We start from the raw sequence: 14,328 nt of genomic DNA, 5'->3' as shown, positions 1-14,328 counted from the left end.
TTTCTATTTGACAAGTTAAGCTTCATTATTAGAGGTTTAAATGTATCGAATCAAAGCTGTTTGGTTTGTTTAGCGAAATCGTCGAGAGAGATTTCCACCAGGCCTGCTCGGTCTCGATTCGGACCTTTAAACACTTCCTGCGCTGCCCAGGCGTGACCGTGCACGACTTCATACGTGGCAGGCAGTTTGCCATCATGCAGGCCTGGATCGCGAAGACTTTCGTAGGCATCCAGCATGGCTTGGAATTTTTGTTTTCCCATTAAGCCGCGGTTGCGGTTGAGGCTGGCGTTGGTCGCTCCGATCGCCTTCAAGTCTTTGAGTACGCCCATTGGTTTGTCATAGGTGAGTGTGTAGTTTTCCATGTCCATAACCGGTTGCCCGAAACCGTTACGGATCAAGGCATCGCCAATATCGTGCATGTCGACGAAATGGTTGACGTGCGGGTTCTCTGCATCGGCCGCAGCCCAGGCCTGTTTCAATTCCTTGAGCGTATCCGGCCCGAAAGTGGTGAACATGATCAGTCCTTCTGGACGCAGGACACGACGGAATTCCTGAAAGACACGGTCTAGATCGTCACACCATTGCAACATCAGATTGCTTACCAGAATGTCGACGCTACCGTCGGCCAAGGGTAACGCGTAGGCGTCCGCATTAATCAATTCGGCGGCGGTTTTGGCGGCTAACGATTGTGGCAACCATTTGAATCTTGGTTTTTGCAGACGCTGTCCGGCGCGCTTAAGCATCTGTTCCGACAGGTCAATAGCAATGGTCCGTGCCTGTGGATAACGTTGAATAACTTTTTTGGTCAGCAGTCCGGTACCGGCACCCACATCGACAATCACTTGAGGCTGGAGCGTGGTCAACGAGAGTCTTTCATCGACACGTTCGGCCACAGTCTTCTGTAGGATCGCGGCATCGTCATAGCTAGGCGCAGCATGGCTGAAATGCTGTTTTATATGGCTGCGATTAACTGCGGGAGAAGAGAGGTTTGACTGATCCGACATGGTATTCCGTTTTGCATTTCACTGCTTTGTGTTCAAAAATTCCTGCAAGGCCTGAGCGGTTTGTTCGGGGTGTGAATAAAATGGCATGTGCGCCGCGCCCGAGATGATGCTGACCTCACCAAGAGGCTGTATTGTACTGAATTCCGAGACAAATTCCTTTGGAATCAATGGATCATTTTCACCAAGCAACCATAAAACGGGTAGGTGAAGTTGATTCAAAGCCTGTCGGTTGTCCATTTCCTTGAGTAGCTGCAATCCTTGGGCTAAACCGACCAACTTGGGGATTTTTCGGGTCTTCATCTGTTGCATGTAGTGTTTGATCAGTTTACGGGCGCCGTCTGATCCCTGAATTTGAAGTTTCCAGAAATGCTGTAGCGTCGCCAATGTGTCTTTCCCCAAGGCCTGGATGAAATCGTTCATCAATTTCGGATTGACCGCCCAGTGCCAGTCGTCGGTTTGCATAAACCGAGGTGTGGAGGCCAGGCAGGTGAGACTCAAAATCTTTTCCGGATGGCGAATGGCGATCTGTTGCGAGAGCAGACCGCCGAGCGACCAGCCGACCAAGTGTGTGGGTTCGGGTAGGACGGCAACCAGAGCATCCAACCAGGCCTGCTGGATATTTTCCGGTTTTTTGATTTCCGGACTGTTTCCAAAACCCGGCAGTTCAATCAGGGTGACACAGTAATCCGAGGCAAAGTGATCGAGAATCCATTGTTTCCAGACACTGTTTTGTGCTCCCCAGCCATGAATGAAGGTCAGATTTGGGCCGGTTCCGAATTGTTCGTAATTAAGTGTCGCCATGATGATTTTACGGTGTCCTTTTGATTGGGTGTGTCGAATTTAAGTGATTGTCAGATAATGGATATTTTATCGGTATTCCTTTTTTTATGCATGATTGTGACGTTCAAAATCAAATGTAATAAAACTTTAATCGGAGTACGGGATTTTAACTATCTTTTTAAAGATCAACCTGTTACTATGCAAATGTCACACCTCTTTTTCAGGATTCTTTTGAAAAGGGGAAGGTGTGAAGATTTGATTAATTTGAGGTATATCATGTCAGATGTAGTAACAGGTACCGTTAAGTGGTTTAACGATGAAAAAGGTTTTGGTTTTCTAGCACAGGAAAGTGGTCCGGATGTCTTCGTTCATTTCCGCGCAATTAACGGTACAGGGCGTCGCACTTTAGCGGAAGGACAGGCAGTGTCTTTCGAAATCGTTGAAGGCGAAAAAGGCTTACAGGCTGCTAACGTTAGCGTCCTATAAGTGTTATAGGCGGCGTTCGGATACATCTTCGGAAAACTTCTAAAGGCCGCAGATTAACAGAATAAAAAAGCAGGTTTATCCTGCTTTTTTTGTGCCCACCATTCTTTGGTTTGCGATCAGATACCGACGGCGACTTTCGGTGCGCTGTTGTCTTTGGTCAAGCTCGGCTGGCATAGAATCACCTGACTGTTGGCGCTTCCCAGGTTTAGCAGGTAGCGTTTGATTGTGACATTGCGGGCTTCTGCAAGTTTCAGAAGTTGTTCGTCACTGACCAGATCCTCGATTCTCTTCGGTTGTTTGTCCTGCTCTTGTTTACTTTCTTTTTTGTCCTTATCCGTCCCTGCCATTTGTTTGGCTAATTGTGCCAGTAGCGCGCTTCGATCCGCTTCGTTAGCCAGGCCGCAAATCTTGATTTGTACACCTTTACGTTCTTGCAGCATCGCATTGATCTTTTGCATATAGGCCTGCATTTGTGGTGTCAGTTCGCTTTGTCCCGCTGTGAATTCGATCGGCTGTAGATTGACCGACAGGTTCTGGTTGATCAGATAGTCCCCTGCCACCGCAATCGCTCCGAACGGCTGCAATGCCAGGAGCAGATAAGTTTTGGTTGCCGCTTTCATAGCCTTACCTAAAGCGATGTTGATCACGTCCTGAATATTAAAGTTGGGATCGGTGATGTCGCCTTTGATCGGCAGTTTGAGTTTGATGTTGTCCTGTTTGTCTTTAAGTAGAGCCAATGCCGGTTCAATCGGCATGTTGAGACTTTTCTGGAAAGATTCGTTCTGACTGGATTCTTTCGCCTGAGTCAATTCCAGTTTATGCAGTCGCAGGTCGTTTTGGGCGTCGATTTTGTTCTCCACCAGCTTGGTTTCCATGTCTGCCGACAGTTGCCCGCTTTGGATGTCATACCCCAAGAATTGAGCGGCAACCGGACTTAGGGCGACCAGATCCAGGCCGTCCAATTTTGTATTTAGGTTGGCTGTGGCTTTTGGATTCAGGGGTTGAATCTGCCCTTCACTGTTGAACTTGGTGAATTCATCCAGACTCATTTGTAGTGAAATTGGGGTATCTTTCGCCGGTTTGCGGCTATCAAGTGCACCGAGTTTGAATTGATCTACCAGGATGGTCTTATCAAGCGGCTCGCTGAATTGTTCCGACGTAAAGTGAATCTGATTTTTCCCTTTGGTCTGAACAGTCTGCCACTTGTATTGGAAGGCCGGTTTTTCTGTCATTTCAGCCGGTTCAGCCTCATTTTTCGCGGTCGTTTCAGTTTGCGCTGTTTTGGACTCCTCGGATTGAGGCAGGCTGGATAGAAGGGTTTTAAGTTGGACGATTTCACCATCTCTGTTGATCGTGAGGTTGGTTTGACTGCCGTTCAGCGTCAAAGTGCCCAGCTCAAGATTTGAAAGTTGTGTCAGTTTGGCTTGGTTCAAATGAACCTGATGCAAATTGATAAATTCGGATTTGGGTTGTTTAGAGACTTCCAACCCTTTCAGTGTCAGATCCTTTAATTGAATGGCATCCAGTTGTTGAAGGCTTAAGTCGGCAATCGTCAGATGGTTCAGGTCGAGCAGGTTTTGCTTGCTGACTAAATCTTGTGTTTGCAGGGATTTGAGATCGACTTGACCACTGCTTTGAATCAGCATTTCCTTGGATTGTTTAAAGTCAAGTTGCCCGCGCCAGTCAAACGATTGCAAACTTGCCTGGTAAGGGGGCTGTGAGGCCGACAGGTTGCTGATGTTCAGGCCGCCTTTTTGGGCTACGGTTAAGTTATCTTGAGCCATGGTGACTTGGGCGTTCAAATCCGCTTTTAGGTCCTGAGTGAGTTCGGTTTTGGTCGCTTCATTCGCAACGTGAGCCTGTTTAAGGGTGAATTGCCCCAATGCGCTTACTTTCGGCGTTGTCAGATTGTCGTATTTGACCTCACCTTGCCATTTGGCTTGCTGTAAGTTTGCTTCCAGGCCTGGCTGTGTGGCTTTGACGTCATTCAGTTGAATGACGCCTTGTTGGGTCACTTCAACACCTTCAGGTTTTAGTAACGTGACAATGTTGAAGTCGGTATTCAACGATTGCTGGACGAACAATTGCTTTTCGACGTCCTCGCCTGTGAAGTTTTTTAATAGAGCCTTACCATGGAGTGTAATCGTCGGATCTTGGTCGCTTTCAATGTAGCTGAAATCCCCAGACCAATTGAAGCTGTCCCAGCTTGCCTGATAAGGGGCCATCTCCGCTTTGACGTCGTCAATCAGGATGTTGCCCTGTTGCTGGAAGTTGATCCCCCGCGGGAACAGCTGTGCGGTAAAGGTCAAATCGGTGGTGAGCTCGCCACTGGCCTTTATGTCAGGCTGTTCGGCAAGATAAGGCAGTTTCGCCAGGTTCAAATGATCGATCTTCAAGGTTCCGACTACTTTCGGGTGTTCGCTGAACAGGTGCAGTTGGAAGTTCGTAGCGATACGCGATTGGTTCAGGTAGCTGTTGAGGATCATGCGCGCAGGGGAATCGTCCCACATATAAAGGTGACTCAGAGTCAAACTGTCTAGTGTATAAGAGGTTTTCTTTATGGCATGGTTCGGGCGGTTCAATTCCATTGTAAGATCCTCTATATCGAGGTTCTCAAGACCGAAAAGAATGAAAGGTGCCTTTGATTCTGTTTTGGATTTGTCCGAAGAGAGAGGGATGTCGATCCCGGCAATCTGTATGCTTTTTGGGTCGGTCTGGGTGACCTGGATATAACCGTGTTTAAGCTGAAGTTGTTTGAGCAGGAAGTGCTTTTGCCATATGGCGCGCAGTTGCCAGTGCAAGTTGAGTTGTTTTGCAGACAGAACCGTATGTTGTTGGTCTATGATTTCAAGGTTCTTGACGCTTAAACGACCAGTGAAGAGGTTGAAATCAACGTCTTTGATACGGACTTCATCAGCGCCTTGTTGCTCCAATGCCTTCTGGATGCCGAGCTGGATGCCGAATGGAAGCAGAATTAACAGTAGGCCGGTCACACTGAGAATGGCTGCGGTCCATTTGTATCGCTTGAGGAGTGAGAATAAGCTATGGAACATGGCGACATCCCTGTACAAATTTATTTACGGTCGACTTTTTATCTCTTTCAAAGCACTGAGTAAAGCCTCGATCTGCTCGGAAGTGTGTCCGGCAGACAAGGTGACTCTCAATCTGGCTTGGCCTTTGGGGACGGTTGGAGGACGAATCGCCGTCACCCAGAACCCTTTTTGTTTTAGTGCTTCGCTCCATTGTAACGCAGTTTCGCTGTCACCCAATACAATCGGTTGAATGGCGGTATGCGATTCCCATAATTCCAAGCCGAGTTTAAGTGCACCGTCCCGGAATTGCTTGATATGTTGTTGTAGCCTGAAGCGTTCCGAATCGGCCGACTGAACCAGCTTCAAGGCGGCTCGGGTGGCGAGGGCATTGAGAGGCGACATGGCGGTGGTGTAGATGTAGGGGCGGGCAAACTGGATCAGGCTTTCGATCAGGGTTTGGCTACCGGCTACAAACGCTCCGGAAGTGCCGAAAGCTTTGCCTAGTGTGCCGACCAGAACGGTGTCTTGGTTCGGTTGAACGCCGAGATAGTCGAAGCTGCCACGTCCCTGATTTCCCAGCATGCCGAAACCGTGGGCGTCGTCCACCATCAGCCAGGCCTGGTGGGAATCCGCCAGCTGTTGGATTTCCTTAAGCGGCGCCATGTCTCCGTCCATGCTGAATACGCCGTCGGTGACGATCAGAACCTGACCTTCTTTGATGGCTTGCAAGCGGCGTTCCAATGATTTCATGTCCAGATGAGGGTATCGTTTCAGGGTGGCTTCGCTGTGCAGGGCTCCGTCAATCAGAGAAGCGTGATTGAGTTTGTCGGCAAGAATGGTGTCTCCGGGCTGCATAAGGGCTTGTTGCACGGCCAAGTTCGCCATATAACCGGTCGAGAACAACAAGGCGCGTTCGACACCGAGCCAGTCGGCCAGTTCGTCTTCAAGAAGATGATGTTGCAAGGAGTGTCCGGTGACCAGGTGCGCGGCTCCGGAACCGTAACTGATGTCCTGGTTGGCCAGGCCGTCTAGAACGGCTTGTTTGATGTCCGGATGGTTGGCCAGTCCAAGATAGTCGTTGGAACTGAAGTTGACGACTTGAATGCCGTTGATCTGCATTTGTGCCTGTTGGGCACTGAAACTTAAAGGCCGCTGACGGTACAGGTGCTCTTCACGCCTTTGTTCCAATAGCGGCTTAAAACGCGCTTCAATCGACATGGCTGTTTAAGCCTTAGCCTGTTAATTCGGTGACTTGTTCCGAAAGTTTTTTGGCGGCCATTTCGGCTTTGACGTTTTGCTGCATGCGGATGCCAAGTTTGGCAAACAGTTGCATGTCATGATCCGATTCCGGGTTGTCGGTGGTCAAAAGCTTGTCGCCGTAGAAGATCGAGTTGGCACCGGCAAAGAAGCAAAGCGCCTGAGCTTCGTCGGTCAGACTCATGCGCCCCGCCGACAGACGTACATAGGTCTGAGGCATCAGAATACGAGCCGTTGCGATCACACGGATGAATTCAAACGAATCGGTTTTGTCTTTCATGTGCGCCAAGGGCGTACCTTCGACAGCCACCAACAAGTTGATCGGCACCGAGTTCGGATGGACACGCATGGTCGAGAAGGTGCGCAACAACTCGGCACGGTCTTTGTGCTGTTCGCCCATACCGATGATTCCGCCCGAACAGACATTGATACCCGCTTGTTGAACCTTGTCGATGGTATCCAGACGATCCTGATAATTACGGGTGGTGATGATTTTCGGATAGAACGCTTCCGAGGTGTCCAGGTTGTGGTTGTAGTAGTCCAACCCGGCTTCTTTTAACTGTGCAACCTGATCGTCATTCAACATCCCCAGCGTCAGGCATGTCTCCAATCCAAGGTCTTTAACGACACGAACCATTTCAAGAACACGTGGGAAATCCTTCTTGGTTGGGTTTCGCCATGCCGCGCCCATGCATAGGCGGGTCGCACCGCGTTCTTTGGCAACCAGAGCCTGTTCGATGACTTCCTGAACTTCCATCATCTGTTCTTTTTCGATATCCGTCTGGTTACGTGCACTTTGGGAACAATAAGCGCAATCTTCCGCGCATCCACCGGATTTGATGTTCACCAGTGTACTGGTTTGAACTTCGTTCGGATCAAAGTATTGACGATGGACAGTCTGAGCCTGGAAGATCAGGTCGTTGAAAGGCTGATCCATAATCTCGCGGATTTCCTCCACCGTCCAGTCGTGTCGAATTTGCCCTAGTTTTTCCGTGTTCATAGCTCTATTCCAGTCTTTAGTATTTACGCGTAAGACGTCTCTAAAAGTTGCTTTTAATGAGATATTATAACTTATAACCTTGACAGAGCGGTAAAGGAGTGTGGCGATTGCATTGGTTGGAAAGATGGTTATTGCCTTCAAAATGCGTGTTGACTGGCGAGGGCAGTGGTTTGCTCGATATCTCGGAATATTTGGTCGATACCTGGTCCAAACCGGAAGAGGTTTGTCCTCAGTGTTGTGAACCCAGTCCTTCTTCACAGGTCTGTGGAGCCTGCTTGACGCAAACGCCGTCTTTCGATCGTACTCAAGTCGGTTTTTATTTCGAGGAAGAGTTGGCCGGCCTGGTTCATGGACTGAAATATCAGAACCGTCTGGCGTATAGCCGGATTTTAGCCGAACTGTTGGTAAAAAGTGTGGATGCTGAAGCGGTTGATGCGGTCGTAGCCGTTCCTTTGCACCTAAATCGCCGCCGCAGCCGAGGTTATAATCAGGCGGAACTGATCGCGCAGGAAATGGCGAGGATTTTGCAGATTCCTTTAATTCGGGACGGTATCGAACGTGTGGTGGATACGCCATCCCAGACTCATCTGGATGCAGATGAGCGCCGTCGAAATTTGAAGGGGGCGTTTAAGGTGGTTCCGGAAGCGTTTTCGGCGGTGAATCGTATTGCCTTGGTGGATGACGTCATTACTACCGGAGCGACCATGCAGCAGTTGGCCTCGGAGATCAAATCGAGGACGGATATCGAATGGATAGAGGCTTGGGCGGTCGCTAAAACAAAGTGATACAATCGAAACCAATCAACGAACCGTAACGAGAGGAAAGTCAATGGACGTACAACCGGTTTCCCATCACCATAACCATATCGCCGAGGCGAACGAACATAATCAACGCAAGGTGCTGATTGCCGCAATCATTACCGGCAGTTATATGCTGGTGGAGATTATTGGTGGACTTTGGGTAAATTCGATTGCTTTGGTTGCAGACGGGGTTCACATGTTGATGGATGCCGTGGCGTTGGCGATTGCTTGGTGGGGCTTCCATATGAGCAAGAAGCCAGCTAACGAACGCATGACGTTTGGTTACCAGAGGGTTCAGGTTCTGACTGCGTTCATCAATGGTTTCACTCTTTTACTGATTGTCGGCGGCATTGTCGTCATGGCGGTTCAGAGATTCTTTGAGCCTCAGGAAATTCTCGGTAAGGAGATGTTTCTATTGGCGTTGATCGGTTTGTTGAACAATTTGGTGGTGTTCTGGATTCTGCATTCCGGTGACCAGCATAATATGAATATGCGTGGCGCAACGCTGCACTTCCTTGGAGATACACTCGGTTCTGTGGCCGTAATTGCAGGAGCAATTCTGATCTATTTCACGGATTGGACACCGATTGATCCGATTCTTTCGTTGCTGATTGCGGTGATCATTGGAATCGGGGCTTATCGTTTGACCCGCGAGGCGACGCATGTGCTGCTAGAAGGGGTTCCGGCCGGTTACGAGATCAAAGACATTGCCTCAGATCTTGAATGCCGTTTCGAATATTTGACCGCTGTACATCACATTCACTTATGGGCGATCAGTGATGACCAGGTGATGATGACGCTGCATGCCAAGACCGATTTGGAACACATTAACGATGCCACACTGTCCGAAATCAAACAGTATCTGCTTGATGAACACAAGGTGCATCATGTGACCTTGCAGCTGGAAAGCGACTGGACAGAGGTTAAGGGGTAAACGCGGTCAACGCTTCAGGGCTTTTAGCCATTTCCATAAGTTGAACAGGCTGGAGAGTGACGCGGCCACATAGGTCATGGCGCAGGCGAAGAGAATGGTTTTTGCCTGTTTATGGTCTTTCTTGTTCAGGTAACCGCCTTCCTGTAGTAGCGGCAAGGCACGGTTAAAACTGGCGTCGAATTCCACCGGCAGAGTACTCAGGTGGATGATGACCGGAACACCCATGGCGATGAATCCGGCACCGAACGTCATCAATCCAACGATTGGGGTGTGGCTTAGCGGGATCAGAATCGGGGTAGCCATCAGAGCGATACCGGCAAATTTCTGCATGACGGAGGCGCGTTCTATCAGGACAGTACGTTGTTTAAGCTGAGGGTACCCGGTTTTGTCCTGCAAAGCGTGGCCGATTTCATGGGCGACAGTGGTGATGGCCGTCAAACTGTTAGAGTGTGCATTCTCGCCGGAGATGCGCACGACCTTGTCAACCGGATCGTAGTGATCGCCTTCCGTAGTCTCTTCCACACGCACGCCGTCTAATCCGTATTTTTTGATGAGGTGCTCTGCAAACTGTAAACCGCTACCTGGGATGTCAGGATGGGGGACGCGGTGTTTGTTCAGAATATACTTGGTCCACAGGCTCGGCAAGGTGGTCAGAATGAATAGAATGACAAAGCCGACAACTAACAGCCCCATGGAAAATCCTTTTGAACAATGGTTTGGCGAATTTACGAAGTTTGGTGAATTATTCTAACGGATTCACGGAGAAGTGTCGTCATTCGCTTTGGCATTCCAGAACTTTCAGATAAGTGGCGAAATCCAGCGGGTTCTGCCGTAGTTGTTCTGCGAATAGTGGATTGCGATTTCGGCCACGACTGCCGGTCAAACATTCCAGCAGGCCTGTTGGGCTGGGAGTCGCTGTATCTTTCAGGGCGGCGATACGTTTTTGGCCCGGCAGGGTCAAATCGCTATTGGTCTGCCAGCCGTCGGCATTCAGGAAACGTTTCGATGTTTTCTCGGTTAAGTCGAGAATGGTTTGTCTGAGTTTAGGATCTTGCATGAACTGGTTCAGGTTTCGTAGCCCTTCGATAATATAGGCATAGTCTTCCAGCTTGGCCAGTCCAACAGGCTGAGATTGTGTTGTTATGGCTCGCGGGGGATCGGGTTGAATCAGTAATGCTGTCAAACGTTCCGCCAGTTGTTTTCCTTTGTTCAGATAGGTTTTCTTTTGCGTAGCGTGGTAAGCGCTGGCATAGGCGGATAAAGCTAAGCCATTCCAACTGAGGATGTGTTTGTCGTCACTGGGTATCGATTGAACGGGGGGCTTCAAAGCGGGTTGAATCTCTGGCCAGTACTTTTGGGTCGGAATCGGATGCCATCCAAGTTCATAGGGGGCGGGGTGATCTAGTCCCCATTCCTTTTCCACTTCCATAAAAGCGGCTTTGGGAAGTCTTTGCTGAAGCTGTTGTTTGCTGAAAAGGTAGTCACCACCTTCCCGTCCTTGCTTGTCCAATGCGGATTGACTGCTTTTGAACAGGCCTGTATCGGGTGTATAAAGGTGTCTTTCCATATAGTTCAAGGTGGCTTCGCCCGTTTGCAGATAGTTCAGGTTTTGGAATTGCCGACCGGCCTCGAAATAGACATTTGCCAGCAGTGCATTGTCATAACCCATCTTTTCAAAGTGAGGTGTCTGCCATTCCGGGTCGACGGTATAGCGGTAAAAGCCGCCGTTGATATGGTCGATGAGATGCTGAGACTGCATTTGGTTAAGTGTCAGCTCCAACCAGGCCTGTTGGGTTTCCGTGATCGTCTTTTGATGCAGTAATGCGAGCAACAGGGGGGCTTGAGGAAATTTATGGCTGCCCTTCAAACCGCCGCTTAGATCATCCATGGATTGTTCAAGATGATGATTGAAGTGCAGCTGAAATTCGTTCAGAGAAATAGCTTTGGTTGCTTTCCCGGTATGCCCAGGCATGGATTGTTTTGCCAAAGAACGGATCTTGGTTTGTTGACTGTTCCATAAGCGGTCGATTTGGATAAGGGTGTTTTTGAATTCTTTATTCGGCAGATACCCGAATGCCGCGAACGGATAACCTTCAGGAGTCAGCACGACGTGGAGCGGCCATCCGGCTTTGCCGGTCACACGGCGTGAAAAATCAATCAGATAGTCGTCCAGATCAGGAGTTAGTTCGCGGTCAATTTTGACCGGAATCACAAGTCGGTTCATGAGTTCTGCGGCTTGCAGCTCTTGATAGTTTTCCTTTTGCATCACATGACACCAGTGACAAGCAAAGTAGCCGCTGGAAATCAGAATAGGTCGGTTAAGACGCTGAGCCTGTTTTAAGGTTTCGGAACGCCAAACTTGCCAATGTACCGGGTCTTTTGCGTGCATTGCCAGATAAGGACTTGGATGTTTCAGCAAAAGATTGGATGACAGGTTGGATGTGTCGGATGTTTGAGATGCCAGAACTGGCACTTGCAGCGCGCATAACAATAGAAACGCGCTTAAATGTCGAATCAACAAACCGGACAGGCCTGTCCGGTTTGCAAATATAAGGAGTTGCGAATTATTTTTTCGCGTTCTCGTCCGGTTGCGTTTCTGAATCAGACGCTTTGTCGGACTTCTCTTCGGATTTGCCCGAGTCTTCTTTGTCGGAAGAGGATTGGCTGTCAGCAGGTTTTTCATTTGCTTGCTTCTCCGCTTCTTTACGCTTTTTATATTCTTCTTCCAGAATGTTCATTTCCGAATCGATTTTATCGAATTCATCATCCCAGTCAAAATCGTCTTCTACTTGATCCGCATAGCGGTTGTCGAATTCGTATTCCGGTTCGGTTTGAGCGGTTGTCTTGGTCGCTGAGGTCTTACCACTTTCAGCTGCTGCCTCATTCTCATCCGATTCCTCATTGGATTTAATGCCTTTACGCTTCAATACCGTTGCACCGACCAGTACACCTAATTCGTAAAGCAACCACATTGGAATCGCCAGTAGGGTCTGTGAGACGATATCCGGAGGCGTCAGCAACATGCCGATGACAAACGCACCAACAACGATATAAGGGCGTGCATGTGCCATTTTTTGAGGCGAAGCCATACCGGTCAGTATCAAAAGAACGGTGACGATCGGTACCTCAAAGGCCATACCGAATGCGAAGAACATCTTGATGACGAAATCCAGGTACAAAGAGATGTCGGTCGCAATGGTCACGCCTTCGGGGGCGGTGGTGGACAAGAATCCGAATACCAGCGGGAAAACCACATAATAGGCGAAGGCACCACCTGCGTAGAACAGGAAAGAGCTGAAAAACAGAATCGGTGCGATCAACTGACGTTCATGCTTATAAAGCGCCGGAGCGATGAAGCGCCATAGCTGGTACAGCAGTACCGGCATCGAAAGGTAAATCGCTAATACCAAGCTTAATTTGAACGGGGTCAGGAATGGCGAGGCCACCCCTGTTGCGATCATGCTGGTACCTTCCGGCAAGAACCTTGAAAGTGGTTCCGAAATATAGGTATAGATCTCGTTGGCAAACGGAAACAGGATCAGGAAAAATACAATGATGGCCAAGACGCCACGTGTCAGACTGCTTTTAAGATCAAGCAGGTGCTGAACCAACGTCATTTCCTGGTCGTGTGGAGGAAGCGCAGAATTGCTCATGGCTTAACTTTTTGATTCCGTATTGCGGCGGTTGGCTGTGTCAGCGGCCGGAGTCGCAGGCTCCTGACCAGCCGAAGCAACTGGTTCTGGAGCGGGTGCGCTCTCCGTCGTTGACGAAGCCGGACTTTCTTGAGGTTGTTCGGTGGTTGTCTGTTCTTTCGGTAGAGTCGGTTGTGCAGGCGCTTTCGAGTATTGACTTTGCGATGGCGCGTCAAGTGGCTGCTGCTGTCCGCCGAAAGTAGGACGGGTCACATTTTCCAAATCGATGTCTTCTGTCGGTTGAACGAAGCTGTTGTTCAGGTCTTTTTCAATTTCCTGCAACTGCTTCTTTTCTTCCTGAAGATCAATCGTTTCCTTGAGTTCACGAACGGTTTCCTGCCAGTGACCTTCCTCTTTGACAGAATTGATGAAACGCTTGGTCTTACCCATGAAGCCACCCAGTTTGCGGGCGACTTCAGGCATGCGTTCCGGCCCGATCACCAATAAGGCGATGACGAGCACAACGAGGATTTCGAGAAAACCGATGTCAAACATCGCAGTGACAACCTAATTTAGAAAATTGAATGAAAAGGGGATTAAGCTTTATCTTTTTTGTCTTCAGCAGGCTTTTTCTCTTCTGCTGCGACATCAAAAACGTTTTCGCCTTCTTTCTTTTCAAGTTTCTGTTCGGCTGTTTGCTCACCGTCTTTCTTCTCTTCTTCTTTGACGGCGCTTTTGAATCCTTTGATTGCGCTACCCAAGTCAGTACCAACGTTTCTCAAACGTTTTGCACCGAATAGCACCAATACGATTGCTAGGATGATCAGTAATTGCCAAATGCTAATGCCCATTTTTTTGCTCCGTTTACATCACGTTTTTGTCTAAAAACGTGTGGTTAATTCGTGGTTGTTTCCCCAGAAAATATCATGGATTACAGGTGGATATCATCGGGGTAAATATTAATGACCGCTAATAATAGCAAATAACTTAATGGCTTTACACAAAAAAACTTTTGCTGCATTGGTTTTAGTTATTGTTAAACGGTCTGTTTTTATCGTTTTTAAAGCTGTAAGGAACTTAATTGCCCAAAAGGTGGATATGAACATGGAAGACTTCCTGACCACCAGATTCACCGGTGTTGATCTGAGTTTTGAAGCCGTCAAGATTCTGTGCTTGAGCCAGTTGAGGCAAAAGGAGCATCATGTGTCCCATTAAGTCTTTATCTTCCGGTGTTAGGTCGAATAAGGTTGCGATCGGTTTTTTAGGTATCACCAATAAATGAACGCGTGCTTTTGGGTTGATGTCGTTAATGACGATGCACTTATCGTCTTCGTAAACGACGGTTGCAGGAATTTCACGGTCAATGATCTTGCTGAAAATAGTTTTTTCGGTACTCATGAATC

14 protein-coding genes are annotated in these 14,328 nt (G+C 48.7%); 3 read left to right on the top strand and 11 right to left on the bottom strand.

Annotation, left to right across the window (positions count from 1 at the left end; genetic code table 11):
* Positions 1-50 precede the first annotated feature (50 nt).
* The gene (gene bioC / locus QCB45_RS09385; protein WP_279420708.1) at positions 51-1,004 is read right to left on the bottom strand and encodes a malonyl-ACP O-methyltransferase BioC; all 954 of its coding nucleotides are present in this window, start codon (positions 1,002-1,004) and stop codon (positions 51-53) included.
* An 18-nt stretch (positions 1,005-1,022) separates the two neighbouring features.
* Positions 1,023-1,805 carry a pimeloyl-ACP methyl ester esterase BioH gene (gene bioH, locus QCB45_RS09380; RefSeq protein ID WP_279420707.1) on the bottom strand — a complete coding sequence of 261 codons (783 nt, stop codon included), beginning with the start codon at positions 1,803-1,805 and terminating at the stop codon, positions 1,023-1,025.
* 255 nt (positions 1,806-2,060) lie between these two features.
* On the opposite strand from bioH, the gene QCB45_RS09375 reads away from it, so the two are divergent.
* On the top strand, positions 2,061-2,270 hold the full coding sequence (locus QCB45_RS09375; protein ID WP_279420706.1) for a cold-shock protein: 210 nt from the start codon (positions 2,061-2,063) through the stop codon (positions 2,268-2,270).
* A 116-nt stretch (positions 2,271-2,386) separates the two neighbouring features.
* On the opposite strand, the gene QCB45_RS09370 is transcribed toward QCB45_RS09375, so the two are convergent.
* Genes QCB45_RS09370 through bioB form a run of 3 tightly spaced genes read right to left on the bottom strand, consistent with a single transcriptional unit; the run spans position 2,387 to position 7,559 of the window.
* Positions 2,387-5,323, bottom strand: coding sequence for a DUF748 domain-containing protein (locus QCB45_RS09370; RefSeq protein ID WP_279420705.1), 2,937 nt, complete (start codon positions 5,321-5,323; stop codon positions 2,387-2,389).
* Between the two features lie 24 nt (positions 5,324-5,347).
* Positions 5,348-6,520 carry an 8-amino-7-oxononanoate synthase gene (gene bioF / locus QCB45_RS09365; RefSeq protein WP_279420704.1) on the bottom strand — a complete coding sequence of 391 codons (1,173 nt, stop codon included), beginning with the start codon at positions 6,518-6,520 and terminating at the stop codon, positions 5,348-5,350.
* Between the two features lie 13 nt (positions 6,521-6,533).
* The gene (gene bioB / locus QCB45_RS09360; RefSeq protein WP_279420703.1) at positions 6,534-7,559 is read right to left on the bottom strand and encodes a biotin synthase BioB; all 1,026 of its coding nucleotides are present in this window, start codon (positions 7,557-7,559) and stop codon (positions 6,534-6,536) included.
* Between the two features lie 107 nt (positions 7,560-7,666).
* On the opposite strand from bioB, the gene QCB45_RS09355 reads away from it, so the two are divergent.
* Together QCB45_RS09355 and QCB45_RS09350 are read left to right on the top strand one after the other, a co-directional pair.
* The gene (locus QCB45_RS09355) at positions 7,667-8,344 is read left to right on the top strand and encodes a ComF family protein (RefSeq protein WP_279420701.1); all 678 of its coding nucleotides are present in this window, start codon (positions 7,667-7,669) and stop codon (positions 8,342-8,344) included.
* 43 nt (positions 8,345-8,387) lie between these two features.
* Positions 8,388-9,293, top strand: a complete 906-nt coding sequence (locus tag QCB45_RS09350) for a cation diffusion facilitator family transporter (protein WP_279420700.1) — start codon at positions 8,388-8,390, stop codon at positions 9,291-9,293.
* Between the two features lie 6 nt (positions 9,294-9,299).
* On the opposite strand, the gene QCB45_RS09345 is transcribed toward QCB45_RS09350, so the two are convergent.
* From QCB45_RS09345 to QCB45_RS09320, 6 genes are all read right to left on the bottom strand, one after another.
* Positions 9,300-9,986: a zinc metallopeptidase gene (locus QCB45_RS09345; protein ID WP_279420698.1), complete on the bottom strand. Its 687-nt coding sequence runs from the start codon at positions 9,984-9,986 to the stop codon at positions 9,300-9,302.
* A 79-nt stretch (positions 9,987-10,065) separates the two neighbouring features.
* Positions 10,066-11,766, bottom strand: coding sequence for a DUF255 domain-containing protein (locus tag QCB45_RS09340; RefSeq protein WP_279420697.1), 1,701 nt, complete (start codon positions 11,764-11,766; stop codon positions 10,066-10,068).
* A 91-nt stretch (positions 11,767-11,857) separates the two neighbouring features.
* Positions 11,858-12,946 (bottom strand): twin-arginine translocase subunit TatC, encoded by a 1,089-nt coding sequence (tatC, locus tag QCB45_RS09335; protein WP_279420696.1) that lies wholly within the window; start codon positions 12,944-12,946, stop codon positions 11,858-11,860.
* Positions 12,947-12,949: 3 nt separating this feature from the next.
* On the bottom strand, positions 12,950-13,480 hold the full coding sequence (tatB, locus tag QCB45_RS09330) for a Sec-independent protein translocase protein TatB (protein ID WP_279420695.1): 531 nt from the start codon (positions 13,478-13,480) through the stop codon (positions 12,950-12,952).
* A 41-nt stretch (positions 13,481-13,521) separates the two neighbouring features.
* Positions 13,522-13,776: a Sec-independent protein translocase subunit TatA gene (locus QCB45_RS09325; protein ID WP_279420694.1), complete on the bottom strand. Its 255-nt coding sequence runs from the start codon at positions 13,774-13,776 to the stop codon at positions 13,522-13,524.
* Positions 13,777-14,002: 226 nt separating this feature from the next.
* Positions 14,003-14,323 (bottom strand): histidine triad nucleotide-binding protein, encoded by a 321-nt coding sequence (locus QCB45_RS09320; protein WP_279420692.1) that lies wholly within the window; start codon positions 14,321-14,323, stop codon positions 14,003-14,005.
* Between the last annotated feature and the right edge of the window lie 5 nt (positions 14,324-14,328).

It is taken from the genome of Thiomicrorhabdus sp. ZW0627 (genome assembly GCF_029767005.1).
Taxonomy (GTDB): domain Bacteria; phylum Pseudomonadota; class Gammaproteobacteria; order Thiomicrospirales; family Thiomicrospiraceae; genus Thiomicrorhabdus.
This window is presented reverse-complemented; position numbering and strand designations above follow the sequence as displayed.